The sequence below is a fragment of the Actinokineospora inagensis DSM 44258 genome (genome assembly GCF_000482865.1).
GTDB lineage: Bacteria > Actinomycetota > Actinomycetes > Mycobacteriales > Pseudonocardiaceae > Actinokineospora > Actinokineospora inagensis.
Genome location: NZ_AXWW01000060.1, coordinates 16263 through 36699, shown reverse-complemented (window position 1 = coordinate 36699; position 20437 = coordinate 16263). Strand labels below are relative to the sequence as shown.

The 20437-nt window shown below is 70.6% G+C and carries 15 protein-coding genes; 8 read left to right on the top strand and 7 right to left on the bottom strand.

Going from position 1 to position 20437, the window contains the following annotated elements; all coding sequences use genetic code 11:
- Nucleotides 1–233: 233 nt before the first annotated feature.
- From hpf to H504_RS0121665, 3 genes are all read right to left on the bottom strand, one after another.
- A complete protein-coding gene (gene hpf, locus H504_RS0121675; protein ID WP_026424487.1) occupies nucleotides 234–962 on the bottom strand; it encodes a ribosome hibernation-promoting factor, HPF/YfiA family in 729 nt (242 codons plus the stop codon).
- 505 nt (nucleotides 963–1467) lie between these two features.
- Nucleotides 1468–2196: a ComF family protein gene (locus H504_RS0121670; RefSeq protein WP_035305253.1), complete on the bottom strand. Its 729-nt coding sequence runs from the start codon at nucleotides 2194–2196 to the stop codon at nucleotides 1468–1470.
- A gap of 56 nt (nucleotides 2197–2252) precedes the next feature.
- A complete protein-coding gene (locus tag H504_RS0121665) occupies nucleotides 2253–4592 on the bottom strand; it encodes an alpha/beta hydrolase family protein (protein WP_026424485.1) in 2340 nt (779 codons plus the stop codon).
- Nucleotides 4593–4700: 108 nt separating this feature from the next.
- On the opposite strand from H504_RS0121665, the gene ahcY reads away from it, so the two are divergent.
- The 3 genes from ahcY (at nucleotide 4701) to H504_RS0121650 (ending at nucleotide 9951) form a co-directional block, all read left to right on the top strand.
- The gene (gene ahcY / locus H504_RS0121660) at nucleotides 4701–6191 is read left to right on the top strand and encodes an adenosylhomocysteinase (RefSeq protein WP_026424484.1); all 1491 of its coding nucleotides are present in this window, start codon (nucleotides 4701–4703) and stop codon (nucleotides 6189–6191) included.
- Nucleotides 6192–6434: 243 nt separating this feature from the next.
- Entirely contained in the window at nucleotides 6435–7073 is a 639-nt protein-coding gene (locus tag H504_RS0121655) for a dTMP kinase (protein WP_026424483.1), read from the top strand.
- 19 nt (nucleotides 7074–7092) lie between these two features.
- A complete protein-coding gene (locus H504_RS0121650) occupies nucleotides 7093–9951 on the top strand; it encodes an NACHT domain-containing protein (protein ID WP_026424482.1) in 2859 nt (952 codons plus the stop codon).
- Here the strand turns inward: H504_RS0121650 and H504_RS0121645 are convergent.
- The gene (locus tag H504_RS0121645; RefSeq protein ID WP_026424481.1) at nucleotides 9948–10427 is read right to left on the bottom strand and encodes a VOC family protein; all 480 of its coding nucleotides are present in this window, start codon (nucleotides 10425–10427) and stop codon (nucleotides 9948–9950) included. The genes H504_RS0121650 and H504_RS0121645 overlap by 4 nt on opposite strands.
- A gap of 104 nt (nucleotides 10428–10531) precedes the next feature.
- Here H504_RS0121645 and mtrA point away from each other — a divergent pair, with 104 nt between their 5' ends.
- The 3 genes from mtrA to H504_RS0121630 are packed head-to-tail and all read left to right on the top strand — an operon-like array spanning nucleotide 10532 to nucleotide 14617.
- Nucleotides 10532–11209 carry an MtrAB system response regulator MtrA gene (gene mtrA, locus H504_RS0121640; RefSeq protein ID WP_026424480.1) on the top strand — a complete coding sequence of 226 codons (678 nt, stop codon included), beginning with the start codon at nucleotides 10532–10534 and terminating at the stop codon, nucleotides 11207–11209.
- A 13-nt stretch (nucleotides 11210–11222) separates the two neighbouring features.
- Nucleotides 11223–12887 carry an MtrAB system histidine kinase MtrB gene (gene mtrB / locus H504_RS36275; protein WP_051386108.1) on the top strand — a complete coding sequence of 555 codons (1665 nt, stop codon included), beginning with the start codon at nucleotides 11223–11225 and terminating at the stop codon, nucleotides 12885–12887.
- A complete protein-coding gene (locus H504_RS0121630; protein WP_051386107.1) occupies nucleotides 12884–14617 on the top strand; it encodes an LpqB family beta-propeller domain-containing protein in 1734 nt (577 codons plus the stop codon). The genes mtrB and H504_RS0121630 overlap by 4 nt, the downstream gene beginning before the upstream one ends.
- 1058 nt (nucleotides 14618–15675) lie before the next feature.
- Here the strand turns inward: H504_RS0121630 and H504_RS0121625 are convergent.
- The 3 genes from H504_RS0121625 to H504_RS0121615 all read right to left on the bottom strand — a co-directional run bounded on the left by H504_RS0121625 (nucleotide 15676) and on the right by H504_RS0121615 (nucleotide 18000).
- A complete protein-coding gene (locus H504_RS0121625; protein ID WP_026424478.1) occupies nucleotides 15676–16500 on the bottom strand; it encodes an SCO4651 family lipoprotein in 825 nt (274 codons plus the stop codon).
- Nucleotides 16501–16564: 64 nt separating this feature from the next.
- Entirely contained in the window at nucleotides 16565–17182 is a 618-nt protein-coding gene (locus H504_RS0121620) for an alpha/beta hydrolase family protein (RefSeq protein ID WP_026424477.1), read from the bottom strand.
- A 56-nt stretch (nucleotides 17183–17238) separates the two neighbouring features.
- Nucleotides 17239–18000, bottom strand: coding sequence for an SOS response-associated peptidase (locus H504_RS0121615; RefSeq protein WP_026424476.1), 762 nt, complete (start codon nucleotides 17998–18000; stop codon nucleotides 17239–17241).
- 162 nt (nucleotides 18001–18162) lie between these two features.
- Between H504_RS0121615 and aroA the strand changes: the two genes are divergently transcribed.
- Both aroA and rsgA read left to right on the top strand, forming a co-directional pair.
- Nucleotides 18163–19431, top strand: a complete 1269-nt coding sequence (gene aroA / locus H504_RS0121610) for a 3-phosphoshikimate 1-carboxyvinyltransferase (RefSeq protein ID WP_026424475.1) — start codon at nucleotides 18163–18165, stop codon at nucleotides 19429–19431.
- 1 nt (nucleotide 19432) lies between these two features.
- A complete protein-coding gene (gene rsgA, locus H504_RS0121605; RefSeq protein ID WP_026424474.1) occupies nucleotides 19433–20434 on the top strand; it encodes a ribosome small subunit-dependent GTPase A in 1002 nt (333 codons plus the stop codon).
- Nucleotides 20435–20437 lie beyond the last annotated feature (3 nt).

Here is a 20437-nt window from a genome sequence, read left to right as displayed (position 1 = left end):
GGGTATCCGGGCCGAGCGAGGGTCGCGGTGGCCGAGTTCCGGCACGGCGGTCACCTGGGTGCGGTCGCACTGGTCGGCGCCGATATCCGAGTCCTGGCAAGGACTGTGCCGCTCGGGGCGACGGGAGAGCGCCCGCGGTAGGTGCACAAGGCGCAGGCAGGGTGGGCGTCCGGGTGTGGGCGTGCCGGTGCCCCGGGGGTGCCTGGTCCCCCGGGGCATTCGGTTCAGCGGGATCAGACGAGTTTGATGACGCCGTAGTCGAAGGCACGGCGTCGGTAGACGACGCTGGGGGTGCCTGTGTCGGCGTCGGCGAAGAGGTAGAAGTCGTGGCCGACCAGTTCCATCTCGTAGAGGGCCTGGTCGACGGTCATGGGCTTGGCCGGGTGCTCCTTCTCGCGCACCACGCGGCCGGGGAGCGAGTCCCCGTCCAGGGAAGCTTCAGTGGCGTCCGTGGCGTCGTCTTCCCAGCGTTGCCGGGGCAGTGGGACGCCGCCGTACTCGGCGGAGAGATCGGCGTCGAGGTGGTCGCCGTTGGTGGCGCCGCCGCCCTCGTACTCGGGGGTCGCCAGCAGCACGGTCCGCCCGGCGGGTTGCATCCCGTCGACCGCGGTGACGGCCGAGATCGCCTCGCCGACCGACGCGGGGGAGCGCCTGCCGTGGTGGACGCGCCTGCGGTCGTGCAGGCGGCGGAGTCGGTTCTCCAGCTTGCTGACCGCCAAGTCGAGCGCGGCGTAGAAGTCGCCCGCGCAGGCCTCCGCGCGGACGGCGGGTCCGCGGCCCTTCCCGGTGATCTCGACCCGCTGGCAGTTCTTCGACTGCCTGCGGTTGGGCTCGTGGAAAAGCTCGACGTCGAAGCGGATGACCTTGCGGTCGTAGCGCTCCAGTCGGCTCAGCTTCTCCTCGACGTGTGTCCGGTAGTGCTCGGGCACCTCGACGTTCCGGCCCTTAACCACGATGTCCATACACGACCTCCCTCGCTGTCGGCGAGTACTGCTCCAGCGTTGTGCGTGATTGGCACCGGGCTGGTCCGCGGATTCCAAGTCCGGGACTGGGCGCGACCTGCGCGGTCAGCGCTCCACCGGCACCAGGGTCATGGGCTGCTCGCCTCCTCCCTGCCAACCGGGAACGGTGATAGCGCAGCACGTTAGCTCGCGTTCCGGCCCAGCAACAGCCCCCGGGCCGGGCGACATCCGTTCGCGACCGAGCGTGACGGAGCGCGCGGGCCCGACCGCCCGCCGGGTGGGGCGCGTCCCCGTCGCCCGGCACACCGGTTCACCCCGATGGCGCAGAGTGGACGGCCGAGCAGCGCCGGAGGACATTCCGGCGTCCGGAGTCGACCATTGCCCCAACGGGCGGTGAACTCCCGACGCGCTCAGCCTCATGACCGGCCAACGAGCCCGCGCCGCCGCTGGTTCCCGGCCCGGCATCACTCTTTCGGGGGTACCAGGATCTGGGACGCGGCGGCCCTCAGTCGGTCGCCGCGCAGGCGAGCACGGCGAGTACCGGGTGCCCCTCGGCACGCAGCGCCCGCACGCAGGCCGCCGCCGTGGAACCCGTGGTGATCACATCGTCGGTCACTAGGACGGGCGACCCCGATGGAGGTAACGCGGCGCGGTCGACCGCGAGGTGCCGCCGCGCGTTCGCCGCCCGCAGTTCCCGGTCGAGACCGACCGAGTCCCGGGTGCCGCGGCCGTACGCCAACGCGGGCGCCACCCCGGCCCGCACGCCGCGCGCACCGAGCGCGGCCGCCGCGATCCCGGCGACCCGGGCCATGTGGTTCCCGCCGCGCCGCCGGATCGAGGCCGCGGTGGACGGCGCGGGCACCAACCACAGCACGCCGCGCCCGTGCCCCGGTTCAGCGTCACCAACCTCGGCACCCAACAGGGTGACCAAAGCGGGCCACGCGGCCGCGGCCGCCGGGACCAAGGCGGCCAGCCGCGGCAGCGCGGCCGCCAACGCCAAGCCGAGCGGACGGGCCAACGGCCACCGGTTGCGTTCCTTGTAAGCGATGACCGCGCGCCGGACCGCCCCGCCGTACGCCGTCAAAGCCAACACCGGCGCCAATCCACGGGTGGCCGAGCGCTCGACGACGCGCACATCGTCCAGTGTGGCCGCGCAACCGGGGCACCAGACGCCGCCGGGGGCGCCGCAACCCGCGCAGGTCTGGGGAAGCAGGAGGTCCAGGATCTTTCGCATGCGCCCAGGTTGACCGATTTCCGGCCTGCGTGCGCGAAGTTGTCCACAGCCCCCGATCAGGGGACGCGGCTCGGCCACGGCAGCGTGGACCGCGGCTCCTCCGGGTCCAGGCCCGCCGCCATCGCCACCGCCCGGTCCCACTCCGGGTCGGCGGTGTACTCGCTGTGCCGCAACACGCCCGCGATCCAGCGCCGACCGGGGAACGGCCCGCGCATCGGGTCCGGCAACCAGTGGTCGCCGCCCAGCACCAGCGCCCCGGTCGGCGACGGCGTCGCGGCGGGCAGCGGCCCGATCGTGCCGTCCGGCCGGAACCCGGTGCCGAGCAACTGGCCGTCGCAGATCTGCCGGTTCCACGTGGTGACCGCGCCGCCGAGCGGGTCCGTGCCGCGGCACAGCGACCGCCACCGGGTGCCGAGGCGCTGGGCCAGTTCGGCGAGCGACTCGTGCGGCACGGCCGCCGGGAACGCGCGCGGGTACGCCCACTGCAACTGCGACCCGACGGTCACGAGGCCGATCCGTTGCCGCTCCGGCTCGTTGAGCGACTCCATCAACCGCGCCGCGGTGACCGCGACCAGCAGACTGCCCTGGCTGTGCCCGGTCAACACGACGCGCGTGTTCGGGTCCTTCAGGTGTTCGACCACCCGCGCGGCCAGTTCAGGCGCCACTTTCAGCGCGTAACAAGGCGGGACCGTCGGGTGCGCCTCGCGCGGCCAGAACGACGCCAGATCCGCGATCACGCCGAGCCGCCGCCCCACCTTGGCCTCCTGCGCGGCCGTGTACACCGCTCGGACCAAGGTGACGACGAGGGCACCCAAGGTCAAGATTCCCAAGGTGGGCAACGGGTCCATCCACCGCGGCGGGTGCAGTTCGGCGATCCGGGTGGTCACCGAGATGATCGTCCCGGCGGCCAGCACCCCGGCCAGCGCGAGCAGCACCCGGTGCGCGTTGCGCCGCTGCCACCCCGCCATCCGCCAGGCCCGCAGCGCTTTCGCGGCGTCGGCGAACCGGTCCTTGTGCAGCAGCCCGACTTCGACGTACCCGGTGGGCACCAGCAGCAGCCGGATGCCCGCCACGACGCCGAACGGGATCGAGACCGCCAACCCGATCACCGCCGCCGCGCCCCACAGCAGTGTCACCTGCTCGTAGCCCGCGGGCAGCGCGATCCCGGTCGAGCCGACCAGCTTCCGCAGCGAGATGGCCAGTCCCGCGCCGAGCCCGCCGCCGAGCAGCGACCCGATGGTCAGCACCGGGGCGGCCATCCAGCCGCCCGCCCACGGCCGGAGGTCGCGCGGCCTGCCCGCCCAGGTGCGCCGGGCGATCAGCGCCGCCGGGATCAGCAGCAGCCCGAGTAACGCCACGATCGCGATCAGCCCGGCCGCGATCGCCTCCACGGTCGGACCGGTACCCGCCAGGTGGACCGGCAGCGGGTTCGCGATGACCCCGGACGTGATCGCCAAGGCCACCCCGACCAGCAGCATGACCACCCGCGGCAGCGGACCCAGCGCCGCGCGGAACCGCCGACCCGCGGTTGACGGCTCCGCGCCGCGGGGATCGTCCAACAACAACACACACAGCGCGCACGCGCCGACGATGGTCAGGGCCGCCGACCACACCACCCGCGCCAAACCCGTCGAAGGTGGGGTGAACGGACCACCCAACGGCAGCAACGCCACCAAGGCCAACGCGGCGGTGAGGTGCAGCGCGCGCAGCGCGGGGGTGTCCGGATCGGACACCAGGTTCCGGCCGGGCAGCTCCACCTTCAGGTTCGGCTGCGACTCCGGCGGGTTCGGCGCCGCGGGCGTCTCCCACGCGATGGTGGACACCCGGTGCAGCACGAAGATCGCCGCGAACACCGGCGACAACCCCACGACCTGCCGGAACGACGTCGTACCGCGCAGCCAGTCCGGCACCCAGGTCAGGCACCCGCCGCCCGGCGCCAGGCACTGGCCCGCCACCAGGTCCAGGCTCACCACCGCGGCCTGCGCCACCAGCAGCCCGGTCAGCAGCAACGCCGCCAACCGCAGCAGCGACCGGTTCACCGCGCCGAGCAGCCGGGCCGGTCGGTGCCCAGGCGGGACCGGCGGCAGCATCCAGTGCGCCATGTTGACCAGCGAGAACGGGAACAGCAGCGCCCACGTCGCCTTCGCCAGGCCACCCGAGGTCATCGCACCCCACACGTAGCCCTCGACGACCCGGGGCACCGAGCGGCCCTCCGCGCGCAGCACCGGGCCCGGCGCGGGCCGCAGCAGCCGGTCGGCGGGCCGCACGATCCGGCCGACGCCGTCCCCGGCCACGTCGACCGCGGCCACCGCCCCGACCAGGTTGGCGGGCGATGTGCCCATGACGCCGTGCACGCGCAGTTCGACCACGCGGGTTTCCGCGCCGGTCAGCAGCACGTCCCGCCCCGGTCACTCACAGGCACGGATCACTCCTTTTGGTCGCCCCGCGTTCCCGGCCGCGACGGTAGTGTTCGACGGGAACCAGAAGTCTGGAGGATGTTTTCGATGACCGCAGAAGACACGCGGAGCGCGACCGGAGCGAGCTTCGCGCAGACACGGAACGGCATCGACTTCGCCGTGGCGGACCTGTCCCTCGCCGAGTTCGGCCGCAAGGAGATCCGGCTGGCCGAGCACGAGATGCCCGGTCTGATGGCGCTGCGCCGCGAGTACGCCGAGGTGTACCCGCTGCGCGGGGCCCGGATCTCCGGTTCGCTGCACATGACCGTGCAGACCGCGGTGCTGATCGAGACCCTCGTCTCGCTGGGCGCCGAGGTCCGCTGGTGTTCGTGCAACATCTTCTCCACCCAGGACCACGCGGCCGCCGCGGTCGTCGTCGGCCCGCACGGCACCGCCGAGGAGCCCAAGGGCGTCCCGGTGTACGCCTGGAAGGGTGAGACCCTCCCGGAGTACTGGTGGGCCACCGAGAAGATGCTCGCCTGGCCGGACGGCCAGGGCCCGAACATGATCCTCGACGACGGCGGCGACGCGACCCTGCTGGTGCACAAGGGTGTCCAGTACGAGAAGGCCGGTGTGGTGCCCGCCACCGAGGACGACGCCCCGGAGGAGTGGGGGATCATCCTCGACACGCTGCGCGCCTCGCTGGCCGCCGACCCCGGCAAGTGGACGGCGGTCGCGGCCGGGGTGCGCGGGGTCACCGAGGAGACCACCACCGGCGTGCTCCGGCTCTACCAGTTGGCCGCCGCCGGTGACCTGCTGTTCCCGGCGATCAACGTCAACGACTCGGTCACCAAGAGCAAGTTCGACAACCGCTACGGCATCCGGCACTCCCTGGTGGACGGCATCAACCGGGGCACCGACGTGCTGATCGCGGGCAAGGTCGCGGTCATCTGCGGCTACGGCGACGTCGGCAAGGGTTCCGCGGAGAGCCTGCGCGGCCAGGGCGCCCGGGTCGTCGTCACCGAGATCGACCCGATCTGCGCGCTGCAGGCCGCCATGGACGGCTTCGAGGTGCGCACCCTGGACGAGGTCGTCGAGCGCGCCGACATCATCGTCACCACGACCGGCAACAAGGACGTGGTGACCGTCGAGCACATGGCGCGGATGAAGCACCAGACCATCCTGGGCAACGTCGGCCACTTCGACAACGAGTTGGACATGGCCGGTCTTTCCCGTTATCCCGGTATCCGGCGGATCAACATCAAGCCGCAGGTCGACGAGTGGGTGTTCCCGGACGGCCACACGATCATCGTGCTGAGCGAGGGTCGGCTGCTGAACCTGGGCAACGCCACCGGCCACCCCAGCTTCGTGATGTCGAACAGCTTCTCCAACCAGGTCATCGCGCAGGTCGAGCTGTTCACCAAGCGCGAGGAGTACGACAACGAGGTGTACCGGCTGCCCAAGAAGCTGGACGAGAAGGTCGCCCGCATCCACCTGGAGGCCCTCGGCGGCTCGCTCACCAGGCTCAGCAAGGAGCAGGCCGAGTACATCGACGTCGACCCGGACGGTCCGTTCAAGTCCGAGCACTACCGCTACTGAGTGGTAGCGGGTGCCGCGGAGCCCCGGGACGCAACCTGTGTCCCGGGGCTCGCGTCTTTTGTCACCGGAAGGTGTAACAAACCAACCCGGTCGAGCGATCTTGAGTAGTTCTGGCTTGCGCAGGGGGCATGCCAGGGCCAAGGAGCCGCCCCGGGGGGTGGATGGCACCGTGGACGGCGCCGACCCGGAGGGGAGCCGGGCGGCGCCGTCCACGGCTGTCGAACTCGCGTAGGGTTCACCGCCGTGGGACGCCTGATCGTCATCGAGGGCCTCGACGGTGCGGGCAAGCGCACCCTGGCCGAAAAGCTCACCGCCGCTCTTACCTCGCACGGCGCAACAGTGGGCACACGCGCCTTCCCCCGGTACGGCGTGTCCGTCACGGCGGACTTGGTGCAAGACGGCCTCCACGGTCGCCTGGGCGGCCTCGGTGACTCCGCCTACGGCATGGCCGTGTTGTACGCCCTGGACCGCCAGGGAGCTCTCGACGATCTCCAGTCCGACCTGGCCTCTTACGACGTCCTCCTGCTGGACCGCTACGTCGCCTCCAACGCCGCCTACGGCGCCGCCCGCCTGCACGAGTCGGCTACTGGTGAGTTCGTCTCCTGGGTCAAGGCCGTGGAGATCGACCGCTTCGCCCTCCCAACCCCGCACGCCCAACTCCTCCTGCGCGTCACCCCCGAACTGGCCGCCCAACGCTCCACCCACCGCGAATCAGTCGACGCCCGCGCCCGCGACAAGTGGGAATCCGACCACGCCCTCCAAACCCGCGTCGCCAAGCTCTACGACGACCTCGCCGCCACCTCCTGGCTGTCCCCTTGGCACACCATCGACGGCAGCACCGCCCTCGACGTTTTCTCGCTAGCCAAGACCCTCCTCACCTGATCCCAGCTACCGTGATCACGTGCGACGGGACCCGCCGATCACCTTCCGGGGCGCCCTCAAGATCCTCGGCCACCACGACCGCCCCTGGCTCGACCGGCTGAACACACTCCTCGGCGGCGCGATCCTCGCGGCCGGACCCGTTGGCTTGGACGCCGTTTGGCAGATGGTCGACCAGAAGTCCGAGGCGGTGGCCCTGCTCAGCGGTGCCCTCGACTCCTTCAGCGACCGGTTGGCGGGCACCCACGGCCTGCACAGGCAGGACTTGGCGGTCGCCGCCCACTCCACGATCGTGTTGGCCGCCTACTTCGAGGCCGCCGAACACCACCTCGGCACCGAGTTCTCCCACGCCGACCGGATCGCCATCGCCGACGTGCGCCGTCCCGAAGACGATTCGCTGGTGCACGCTCTCTACCAGGTCGAGATCCCGACGCCGTCGATCCACACCTCGTTCGAGATGAACCAGGACCACCTGGTCGCGTGGGCTGATCGGTTGCTGCCCAAGGTGTTGGGCCTGCTCAAGTTCGCCGGGGACCGGGACGCGATCAGGGTGGGGATCCGCCAGGACTTCATCCGGCGGTACCTCTCGAGCTTCATCGACTTGGCCGCGACGATCCCGGAGTTCGGGGTCTGGTCGGACCGGGTCGACCGGGCACACACCCAGCACGCGCTCGCGCACCTGACCGCGCTCTTGGCCGAGGGGCAGGCCGTGGACCTGCGGGATCACCGTGCCCTGGTGGACCAGGCCAACCAGAGCGAGCTGGGCAAACCCGTGGTGAACACCGGCACGGCGGTCCCGGTGTTCCCGACCACCGCGGAGATCTTCCAGACCCCTCGATACCGACTCACTGTCTTCGACTGGAACACCCGCATCGGTGAGGAGAGCTGGTGGGATGAGGTGCCCGTCCACAACGACCTCACCGCCATGCTCGCGCGCCACTTCTGCACACCGTTGGCACTGACTCGTCCGCTGCTGCTGCTCGGTCACCCCGGAGCGGGCAAGAGCCTGCTGATGACCGTTCTCGCTGCGGTGCTGCCATCGGTGAATTACACCGTCGTCCGCGTCCAGTTGAGACACGTGAACGCGGGTACGACGGTGTTGGGTCAAGTCGAGCAAGCCTTGGAACAGGCAACCAACAGGCGGGTCGATTGGCCCTCCCTCGACGACGGTGCCGTGACCGTCCGGGTTGTCCTGCTCGACGGACTCGACGAGCTCCTGCAGGCGACGGCGGCCGACCGCACCGGCTACCTGCGCGACGTCGAGCAGTTCCAGCGCACGGAAGCAGCCATGGGGTACCCGGTGGCCGTCGTGGTCACCTCGCGGACGTTGGTGGCGGACCGGGTCCTGGTCCCACACGGCACGCCCGTGGTGAAGATCGAGGAGTTCGACGATGACCAGATCGAGGGCTGGATCAAGGTCTGGAACGCCGCCAACACCCAGGTCGGGAGCCAGCCGCTTCCGTTGGACACCGCGTTGTCCTTACCCCAGTTCGCTCGACAGCCGTTGTTGTTGATGATGCTCGCGGTCTACTGCGCCGAGCCGGGCGCGGTGCTCCCCGACGCGTCCATGTCATTGGCGGACCTGTATGACCGGCTGCTCACCGGGTTCGCCCGCCGAGAGGTCGTCGAGAAGGGGATGCGGGAGGACGACCCGCCCGCGGCGATCCAACGCCTGCTGCGGCGGCTGTCGGTCGCCGCGCTGGGCATGCTCAACCGCGGGAAGCAGTTCATCGCCGAGGCAGACCTCAGTGCCGACCTCATCGCGCTCGGCGACCGGGAGTTCTCGGGTGACCGCGTGCTCACCAAGTTCTTCTTCATCCACGCGCCCGAGGCGAGGGTGGGCGACAGCGTCGTGCGCGGGTATGAGTTCTTGCACGCCACGTTCGGTGAGTACCTGGTCGCCGACAGGGTCGTGGAAGTTCTGCGGGATGTCGCTGAGAGCGCCTATGGCAGGCGCCACGAGCACGAACCCGACGACGAACTCCTCTACGCCCTGTTGTCCCACCAGCCGCTGACCATCCAACGCCCCACGATCGACTTCATCGTCGACCGGATCGGCGAGCTGGGCGAGCCGGAGCGCGGGAACGTAGTCCGCACGCTCGACCAACTCCTGCGCGATCACCGAAACCGGACTTCCTCCAGCCGCTACCAGCTCTACCAGGTCAACTCCACCGACTTGGTCGCACGGTTGGCTGCCTACTCCGCGAATCTCGTGCTGCTGCGCGTGTACATCACGGGCGGGCTCGACCTCACTGGCCTGGTTCGCCAGGACCAGTCCGCGGATGGGTGGAACGCGACGGTGCGCCTATGGGAAGCCGGGCTGGACCTGTTGGGCGTTCTCGCGATGGTGACCAGCTTGAGGCGAACCAACTGGGTGGTGGTGCCCGGGAACTCGTTCTCCGGTGACCTCGACGTCGCGCTCGGCCTGCTTCGCGACGCCCCGGAGGCGGATCGGCGGTTCCGGGTCGGGATGGCCGCGACCGAACACCGGCACTTCCAGTCTGGCCCCGGCGACCGCGTCTTCCTGCACGGTCTGCTCTTGAGCCTGTTGGTCGGCACCAAGCGAGCCGAGTTGCCGCTGCCGCACGTCGAATTGGGCCCCCGCGATTCCGACCTTGTTCGCCTCGCGGAACTCGTCTTGATCAATCGGGTGGGTGGTTGGGGCTGGCGATCCACCCAGGAGTTCGTGGAGTGGCTGTTGACCCTGTCCGACAACATCGACCCGGTCGTCCTGCTGGTCGTGGACCGGACGTACCCGGGCATGATCGACGACGCCACCCTGACCCGACACGGAGTCGCCGACATCGTCCAAGAGTTGAACCCGTTCGGTGTGGAGGGTGTTGACATCGCGATCCGGATGTTGGCCAAGCGGCGGCGTTAGAGGGCGCCGACGAGGTTGCCCCAGTGGTGGATTTCGGCGTCGATGTCGAGGGGGCGGGGTGGGCCGGACTGTTCCATCTCCGGGGTGACCTTGTCCCGTGGGACGAACCAGGAGACCTCGAACTCGACTCCGTCCGGGTCCTTCGCGTACAGCGACTTCGACACGCCGTGGTCGGACGAGCCGACCAGGGAACCGGCTTCGATCAGCACCCGCTTGTACTCCGCGAGCTCGGTGAGCGTGTGGACGGACCACGCCAGGTGGTAGAGGCCGACGCCGCCGTTGATCTGGCCGGGGGCGTCGGTGCCGACCTGGAAGAGGCCGAGGTCGTGGTCGTTGTCCGAGTCGGGGGCGCGCAGGAAGGCGGCGCCGGGGAACTGGGTGACCGGGCGGAAGCCGAGGACCTTGCCGTAGAAGGCCACGCTGCGGTCGACGTCGCGGACGTAGAGGACGGCGTGGTTGAGCCTGCGGATGCCCATGGGTGCTCCTGCGGTAGCTGCCTGTTCAAGTTTCAACCTTACTCGACGCGGCGACCCGGCGGGTGCTGCGCCGACCTGGCGCGAACAGTGCGACGATGTGCGGCATGAAGGCACGAGTGCTGGTGGTTGACGACGACCCGGCCCTCGCCGAGATGCTCACGATCGTGCTGCGCGGCGAGGGATTCGACACGGCCGTGGTGGCCGACGGCTCCCGGGCGCTGCCCGCGCTGCGCGAGTTGAAACCCGACCTCGTGCTGCTGGACCTGATGCTGCCCGGGATGAACGGCATCGACGTGTGCAAGGCGATCCGCGGCGAGTCCGGGGTGCCGATCGTGATGTTGACGGCCAAGAGCGACACCGTGGACATCGTGCTCGGCCTGGAGTCCGGCGCGGACGACTACGTCGTCAAGCCGTTCAAGCCGAAGGAGTTGGTGGCCAGGGTGCGCGCCCGGCTGCGGCGCACCGAGTCCGAGCCCGCCGAGATGCTGACCATCGGCGACCTGTCCATCGACGTGCCGGGGCACGAGGTGGTCCGCGAGGGCAAGTCGATCCAGCTCACCCCGCTGGAGTTCGACCTGCTGGTGGCGCTGGCCCGCAAGCCGCGCCAGGTGTTCACCCGCGAGGTCCTGCTGGAACAGGTCTGGGGCTACCGGCACGCCGCGGACACCCGGCTGGTCAACGTGCACGTCCAGCGGCTGCGCTCGAAGGTGGAGCGCGACCCCGAGCACCCCGAGGTCGTGCTGACCGTGCGCGGCGTCGGGTACAAGGCGGGCCCTCCGTGATCCGGGCTCTGCGGTGATCCTCCTGTGGCGGCGGGTCGTCGGCGCGGTCCGCGGTCTCGTCGCCACGGGCAGGAGCCGGTCCGCCGCGTTCGGTGACCTGTGGCGGCGCTCGCTGCAGTTGCGGGTGGTGGTCAGCACGCTGGCCCTCGGCTCGGCGGTGATCTTCGTGCTGGGCATGGTGCTGCAGAACCAGATCACCGAGCGGTTGCTGGGCACCAAGGAGGACGCCGCGATCGCGCAGACCAGGACCGCGGTGCAGATCGTCGAGCGGGAGCTGGCCGGGATCAGCCCGTCCGACCCGATCGAGGACCGGCTCAACAGCGCGATCAACAAGCTGACCAGCTCGTCGCCGGACCAGTCCGGCGCGGGGTCGGCGGGCGCGTTCGAGCCGGTGCTGGTCAACGACACCACGTACTCGTCGCCGGGTGACGTCAAGTCGGCGGGGCCGTACGACAGCGTCCCGCAGTCCTTACGCAACTTCGTGCTCAGCTCGCCCAACCGCACGGTCTCGCAGATCTACACGGTGGACCGCAACGGTGAGCGCGTCACGTACCTGATCGTCGGCGTCCCGGTGGCCACTACGAGCCCCGCGCAGTTGTACATGCTCTATCCCCTCGCGGCCGAGCAGCGCACCATCGGCGTCGTTCAGAGCACCTTGGTCGTCGGTGGTTTGGTCCTCTTGTTCCTCTTGGCCGGTATCACCAACCTCGTCACGCGTCAGGTAGTGCTACCGGTGCGCCGCGCCGCCCGCGCCGCCGAGCGGTTCGCCAGCGGTGAGCTGGGTGAGCGCGTGGTCGTCGCGGGTGAGGACGACGTCGCGCGGCTGGCCGAGTCGTACAACGCGATGGCGGCCAGCATCGAGCGGCAGATCCGCCAACTGGAGGACTTCGGCCAGTTGCAGCGCCGGTTCACCTCCGACGTCTCGCACGAGCTGCGCACCCCGCTGACCACCGTCCGGATGGCCGCCGACGTGCTGCACGCCTCGCGCGCCCAGTTCCCGGCGGGCCTGGCCCGCTCCACCGAGCTGCTGGTCGACGAGCTGGACCGGTTCGAGTCGCTGCTCGGCGACCTGCTGGAGATCTCCCGGCTGGACGCGGGGGTGGAGGAGCTGGTCGCCGAGTACACCGACCTGCGCGGCATCGCCCGGCGGGCGGTCGAGTCGGTCCGGGTGATCGCGCGCAACGCGGGCTCGGAGATCGTGCTGGACATGCCCGACCACGACGTGACCGCCGAGGTCGAGTCCCGCCGGGTCGAGCGGATCCTGCGCAACCTGCTGGCCAACGCCATCGACCACGGCGAGGGCAGGCCGGTCGAGCTGCGGATGGTGCCGGACGAGCACGCCGTCGCGGTGACCGTCCGCGACCACGGCGTCGGCCTGCGCACCGGCGAGGCCGACCTGGTGTTCAACCGGTTCTGGCGGGCCGACCCGTCGCGCAACCGGCACACCGGCGGCACCGGCCTCGGCCTGGCCATCAGCCTGGAGGACGCCCGCCTGCACGGCGGCGGCCTGGACGCCTGGGGCGAACCGGGGGAGGGTGCCTGCTTCCGGCTGACGTTGCCGCTGGTCCAGGACGTCGAGTACGGGGAGAGCCCGCTGCCGCTGCCCCCCGCGGACGTCCGCCCGGTCACGCAGCCCGCGCCGTTGCCGCTGTCCGTGGCCGAGGAGGTCTACCCGTGACCAAACCCCTGGCCAGGCTGTTCGTCCTGCTGCTGGGCGCGGGCCTGTTGGCGGGCTGCGCGAACATCCCGGACCGCACGCTGCCGAAGGTCGTCGTCGACAACACCGAGGAGCAGCCCCGGCAGATCGGCAAACCGGCCCCCGGGCTGGACCCGTTCAACCTCGTGCAGGAGTTCATCAAGAACGCGGGCACCCCCGACGCCGCCCGCACGTACCTCACCGACGAGGCCAAGGCGAACTGGAAGAGTGCCGCCGCCCCGCCGACGATCATCCAGGACGAGTTCAAGACCGTCCCGCAGTCGGTGCCGGAGGGCCACGGCTCGGCCGACGAGCAGATCGTGGTCCTGACCGCCACCTCGATCGGCAGCCTGTTCAGCGACCGCTCGTTCGTGCCGCAGGTGCAGAACCTGGAGTACCGGGTGGTCGTGCGCCGCCAGGACGGCCAGTGGCGCATCGCCGAGCCACCGGGCACCCTGCTGATCCGCGAGGCCGACTTCACCAAGAGCTACCGCCGGGTCAACCTGGAGTTCTTCGACCCCGAGCAGCGGGTCCTGGTGCCCGACCCGCGCTACGTCGAGATCGAGCCCCGCCAGGGCCTGTTCGGCCGCGTGGTGGGGCTGTTGCTCGGCGGCCCCTCCGAGTCGCTGAAGGGGGCCGTGCGCAACCAGTTGGAGGGTTTGGAGCTGAGCACCAACGTCCTCCCCGAGGCGGACGGCAGCATCCTGGTCAACCTGGCCAAAGTGGACAAACCGGTTGAGGACCGCCAGCGGATCGCCGCCCAACTGGTGTATTCGCTGCGCGAGGTCACCACCAGCCCCCTGCGCCTGCGCAGCCAGGGCCTCCCCCTGGTCGCCAACCACGACGAGGAGTGGACCGTCGGCGACGTCGGCACCTACGACGCCCTGACCACGCTCAAACCGGACCTCCTCGGCCTCGCCGTCGTCAACGGCCGCCTGCTGTCCCTGCGCGACGGCAAACCCCTCGACGGCCCCACCGGAAACGGCACCTACGACGTCGCCAGCGCCGCCCAGTCCCTCGACGGCAGCCAACTGGCAGTGGTCCAACGGGTCGGCGGCACCATGAAACTCCGCGTCGGCAAGACCGAGGGCGACCTCCCCGAGGTCAGCCTCCCCCCGGCCGTCACCCTGACCCGCCCCACCTGGCTGTTCGCGGGCGCCACCGAAACCGGCCCCAACGAGGTCTGGACCGTCCAGGACGGCTCCCTGGTCGTCCGCGTCGCCCGCACCCCCGACGGCAAATGGGAAGACTTCCCCGTCGACGCCTCCGAGTTCACCAGGAACGGCGGCACCATCACCCAACTCCGCCTCTCCCGCGACGGCGCCCGAGTGGCCGCGGTGGTAAACGGAGAAATCCGCGTCGCCTCAGTAGTCCGCACCAACGACGCGGTCACCCTCCGAGCCAGCCGCACCCTCCAATCAGGAGTGGTAAAGGATGTCATTGGAATCGACTGGCTGGACCGGGTCACGGTAATCGCGGCCACCGACATGGCCACAAGACCAGTGGTAAGCCTCCCCGTAGACGGCTACTCGTATACCGCCTACAACAAAACCAACCTCACCCTCCCCGTCACCGCCGTCACCGCCGCCCCCAGCCGCTCCACAATAGTCACCGACGGCTCAGGCATGTGGGCAACCCAAGAAGCCGGAAAAGTCTGGCAATACCACCAGTTCAACCTGGGCCCCGGCTCCCTCCCCTTCTACCCCGGCTAACCCCAGGAACAACACCCAAGCAACCCCAGCCCACCCACGCCGCGCGCCAAAAAACCCGGCCCAGATCGACGAAGCGCCACACAGGCACCGCACGCCTCAAAAAAAGTCCACGCCACATCGACGAAGCACCACCCCCACCACACGCCCCAAAAAGCCCGCACAAATCGACGAAGCCCACCAACCCACCCCACGCGCCTCGAAACCCGCCGATCCCAACCGCCCGTTGTGGTGGAGTTGTTTTGTTTGGGGGGAGCGGTGGCCTAAGCCGGCTGGCGGGGAAGGCCACGCTTTCCAGTGGCCCCGCCTTTTAGCCTTACCCAGGCTGCCGCTAGGGGCCCCAAACAAAACAACTTCACCACAACGGGCACCCCAGCTTTAATCTGGCGCCCAAGCGCCGGCGTCGCCGCCAGGCGACCAGGCCGACCCCCGAGGCGCAGCCGAGGCCCAGTGCCCCCTCACACCAAGATCAACCGCCAGCAGGCCCCCAAATACACAGCCTAAACGGACCCACCGACAAGATCCGCCCGCCGACCAAGAACCATGATCAACCCGACGAAAAGCCCCCGAATACACAGCCTAAACGCGACCACGGACACCCAGCCCCACCCGCAGCCAGTCCGACCGACAGCCAGCACTACCCGTAGCCAGCCCCACCCACAGCCAGCTCACCCGCGCCAGCCCCCTCCGCCAGCCCCCCGCAAGCCCCCACCTGCGACACCCCATCCGCAGCCCCCAGCCCGCAAGCCCCAGCCCGCAAGCCCCCTCACACCGGCGGCACGATCTCCGCAAAATGCCCATCCGTCCCGCAATACGGACACGGCCGCCCGTTGTCCACTGTCCGCGGTGTCCCCCCGATCACCGCCTGTTTCGGGTCGGCCACCATCCCGCCGCCACCGCAGTACGGACAGATCGTCTGCACCTGCCCAGGAACGTCTTCCGATTCCGCGTCCTCAGGTTCATCGCTCAACGCAGCACCATCCGGTCAGCCAGTGTCGAGGGAATCATGCCGAACGCGCCCCCGCACCACCATTCGGGTGCGGGGGCGCGTCACACCGGTCTCAGCTTCCCGGTAGCGTCGCGACCTCGCTCGCGGGTGGCGCCGTGATGGTCACCGGCTTGCCCCAGTCGCTGTAGTCGGACTGGGTTTTCACTGTCTTGCCCTGCATCGGGATCTCGTTGACCATCCGCACCGGCAGGTTGTCGTGGTTGATCCACATGTCGATGGTGAAGGTCTTCATCCCGGCTTTCCCGGCGGCGGCGATGGCGTCGGCGTCCATGCCGAGGGCGTTGTCCGCCTTGAGCTTGGTGATGTCGATGGTGACCGTGTAGTGCACGGTGTCCTGCCCGTCGACGGGCTCGGATTTCACCCCGGTCAGGTCACCGGCCTCGACGATCTGGGCGATGATCTTGCTCGGGTCGGTCTGCTTGACCGAGTCCATCGACTTGGCCAACGCGTTGTTCGCGCCGAGGTCGAACTTCATCCAGGGTTTGCCGGGGACGATGCTCTGCGGCGACTTCATGTACATGACGTTGCCGACCAGGCGCATGGACATCTCGCCCGCCGAGGTCTTCATCTCGAACTGCATGGCGGTCGGGTCGCCGAACTGGTAGTCGCCCTCGCCGTTGACGGCCTGGCCCGCGATGCCGCCGGTCATCTTCACGTGCACGGTCTTGGCGCTGCCGGTGGTGTGCTGCACGGCGTCGGAGAGGCCGCTCAGCGAGCTGAAGGCCTGGCCCCCGGCCGAGCTGTCGGCGGTGGTGCCGGTGGCCCCGGTGCCGCCGTTGGCGGGTGCGCCGGGTGCCGCGGAATCGTTGCAGGCGGTCAGTGTGAGTGCCGCGGCCGCGGTGGCGGCCAGCAGCGCGGTCTTGCCGAGATACCCCATGGTGGTGCGATCCCCTCAAACGATCGGCTGTGCACCCCAAGAGACGCGTGGCCGCCGCCGGGGTTCAACCGAGCTGGTCCAACGGCCGGAGGATGCGGCCGAGCCACTCCTCGACGGCCCGGGAGATCGTCGGGATGTCCCGCTTGAGCGAGTGGTCGCCGGGCACCCGGACGATGTCCCGCAGGTGACCGGGGGTGGGCTGCCCGAAGGGGTCGCTCTCGCCCTGCACGACCAGGATGGGCGCGGTCACCGCGTCGAGCTCCGGTTGCCGCGTCTTCTCCGGCTTCCCCGGCGGGTGGACGGGGAACGCGAGGCACACCACGCCGACGGCCTCACCCACCTCGGCCGTGCGGCACGCCACCCGGGCGCCGGACGACCGACCACCGAACAGCAGCGGCAGCCCCTCGAACCACAGCGTCGACAGGTGCCGCGCGACCGCGAGCCACGCCGTGTCCAACTGGGCGGCCGGGGCGGGCGCGCGCCTACCCGCGACCCGGTAGGGCTGCTCGACGAGCGCGACGTGCACCCCCGCCGCCGTCGCCCCGCGGCAGGCGGCGACCAGGTCGGGTGCCTTGATGCCGCCGCCCGCGCCGTGGCCGAGGAGCAGACCGGCCCGACCTTCGGCGGCGCTGTGCAACTCGGCGACCGCAGGGCCGTGGGGGGTATCGATTTCAGCGCGCATCGGACTGGATCCACTGGTCGAGCGGGTCGCGGGTGCTGGTGTCGGCGCGCATCGGGTCAGGTCCGGTCGCTGAACAGGTCGGCGTCCAGGTCGGGTTTGAGGGGGTCCAGCAGTTCGGGGCCGTTGTTGCGGACGCTGTTGACCGCCTGGGACACCGGTCGGATCTCCAGCGCGTCGACCAGGTCGAGCGGCGGGGGCGCGAGCAGTTCGGCCACGTCGGTGACATCGGTGGCGTCCGGGTCCAGCCAGGTCGCCCACGACCCCGGGGCGAGCAGCAGGGGCATCCGGTCGTGGATGTCGGCGATCGGGCCGACCGCGTCGGTGGTGAGCACGGCGCAGGTGATGAGGATCGGCGCCTTCGGGTCGGCCCGGTCCCGCCAGGTGGTCCACAGGCCCGCCATCGCCAGGCTGCCGCCGTCGCGCGGGGTCGTGTAGAACGGTTGCTTCGCCGTCTTGTCCCGGCGCCACTCGAACCAGCCGTCGGCGGGGATGATGCAGCGGCGCTCGGCCAGCGACTTGCGGAACGCGGGCTTCTCGGCCGCGCTCTCCGACCGGGCGTTGATCATCTTCGCGCCGCCTGCGGCGTTCTTCGCCCAGGACGGCACCAGACCCCACTTCATCACCCGCAGGGTGCGCTCGGTCCGGCCGGTGTCCACGCCCTCCGGGGTGCGCGGGTGCCGCTGCACGACGGTGACCACGTCCTTGGTCGGCGCGACGTTGTAGTCCAGGTCGGGCGCCGAGTCCCCCATGGTGTCGACCGCGTCGAACTCCGCGGCCAGCGTGGCCGGGTCCTTGGCGGACGCGTACCTCCCGCACACAGCCGATCAGCCTCCCTGTCCACCACCGCCGCGAACCGGTCCACCTTCGCACAACCGGTCGGACGCGCACCGCCACCCACGGTGTGGGCGAATCGTGACATGCCGGGACGACAGTGGCGAGCCGGTCACCCGATGCGGGGCCGGGTGCGGGAGGATTGCGGCATGCCGCAGCCCTGGTCAGCCCCGGTCGCCACGGGGTCCGTGCACGCCACCGTCACCATCCCCGGGTCCAAGTCGATCACCAACCGCGCCCTGGTCCTCGCCGCCCTCAGCGGCCGGGACGTCACCGTCACCGGAGCGCCCGCGAGCCGCGACACGAACCTGATGCTCGGCGCCCTGCGCGCCCTGGGTGTCCGGGCCGACATGGACGGCGCCACGATCACGATCGGCGCGCACGACGGGTTCCGCGGCCCGGCGGAGATCGACTGCGGCCTGGCCGGGACGGTCATGCGGTTCGTGCCGCCCGCCGCGGTGCTGGCCGACGGGGAGATCCGGTTCGACGGGGACCCGCGGGCCCGCGAACGGCCGATGGGGACCGTGCTCGACGCGCTGCGCTCGCTCGGCGCCGTCGTCGAGGGCGACGCGCTGCCGTTCACCGCCGTCGGCACCGGCGGCATCTCCGGTGGCGCGGTGACCATCGACGCGTCCGCCTCCTCGCAGTTCGTCTCCGGCCTGCTGCTCTCCGGCGCCCGGTACGACAAGGGCCTGACCGTGCACCACGACGGCAAACCCGTGCCGTCCATGCCGCACATCGAGATGACCGTCGACATGCTGCGCACCGCCGGTGTCGCCGTCGACGACGCGGAGCCGAACACCTGGCGGATCGAGCCGGGCCCGGTCGGCGCGGTCGACTGGGTCATCGAGCCCGACCTGTCCAACGCCACGCCGTTCCTCGCCGCCGCCGCGGTCACCGGGGGAGCGGTCACCGTGACCGGGTGGCCCGCCGCCACGACCCAGCCCGGCGACGCGATCCGGGACATCCTGACCAGGATGGGCGCCGAGGTGGTGCTCGCCGACGGGTCGCTGACCGTGCGCGGACCGGCCAAACTGTCCGGTGTGGACATTGATCTGCGCGAGTTCGGCGAGCTGACCCCGACCGTGGCGGCGCTGGCCGCGCTGGCCGACGGTCCGTCCCGGCTGCGCGGCGTCGCCCATCTGCGCGGGCACGAGACCGACCGGCTCGCCGCGCTGGCCACCGAGATCACCAACCTCGGCGGCGACGCCACCGAGACCGACGACGGCCTCGCCATCCGCCCGGCGGCGCTGCACGGCGGCACCTGGGGTGTCTACGCCGACCACCGGATGGCGACCGCGGGCGCCATCATCGGCCTCGTCGTGCCGGGTGTCGCGGTGGACGACGTGGCGGCGACGTCGAAAACGCTGCCGGACTTCCCAGCCATGTGGGCCGACATGCTCGGCGAGACGCGCTGACGTGGGGTCCCGGCGCGGCGACTGGAGCAGGCTGGACGAGGCCGACGTCCGCGTCCGGCCGGGCAAGGGGAGCCGCCCGCGCAGCAAGCTCCGCCCGGACCACGCCGACGCGGTCGGCGCGATGGTGGTCGGCAAGGACCGGGGCCGGTGGACCTGCGCGGTCGACCGCGACCCCGGTCACCTCGTGGTCGCGATGCGCGCCCGCGAACTGGGCCGCAACCCGGTCGTCATCGGCGACCAGGTCGACATCGTCGGCGACACGACCGGCGCGCCGGACACGTTGGCGCGCATCGTCCGGGTCGCCGACCGCGCCAGCGTGCTGCGGCGCACCTCGGACGACGTGGACGCCTACGAGCGCGTGGTCGTCGCCAACGCCGAGCAGTTGTTGATCGTGTGCGCGTTGGCGGATCCACCGCCGCGCACGGGTTTCATCGACCGGTGCCTGGTCGCCGCGTTCGCCGGTGGTCTGGAACCGTTGCTGTGCCTGACAAAGGCAGACCTGGGAGACCCGGCCCCGCTCATCGCGCTGTACGAGGAACTGGACCTGACCGTCGTGGTCAGCCGGTTCGACGAGGAGCCGGAAGAGGTGCGCCGGTTGCTCGCGGACCGGCTTTCCGCACTGGTCGGGCACTCCGGGGTCGGCAAGTCCACTTTGGTCAACCGGCTGGTGCCGGACGCGGAGCGCGCGATCGGGGCGGTCAGCGGGATCGGCAAGGGGCGGCACACGTCCACGTCGGCGGTCGCGCTGCCGTTGCCCGGCGGCGGGTGGGTGATCGACACACCGGGGGTGCGGGCGTTCGGGCTGGCGCACATCAAGCCGGACGACATCGTTGCCGCGTTCCCCGAGTTCGTGGCCGCCGCCGAGGAGTGCCCGTCCGGGTGCGGCCACCTCGGCGCCCCGGAGGACCCCGACTGCTACCTGGACACGATGGTCGAGGAGGGTACGGCGACCGGGGGACGGTTGGCGTCGCTGCGCCGCCTGCTGGCGTCCCGCCTGACATGATCC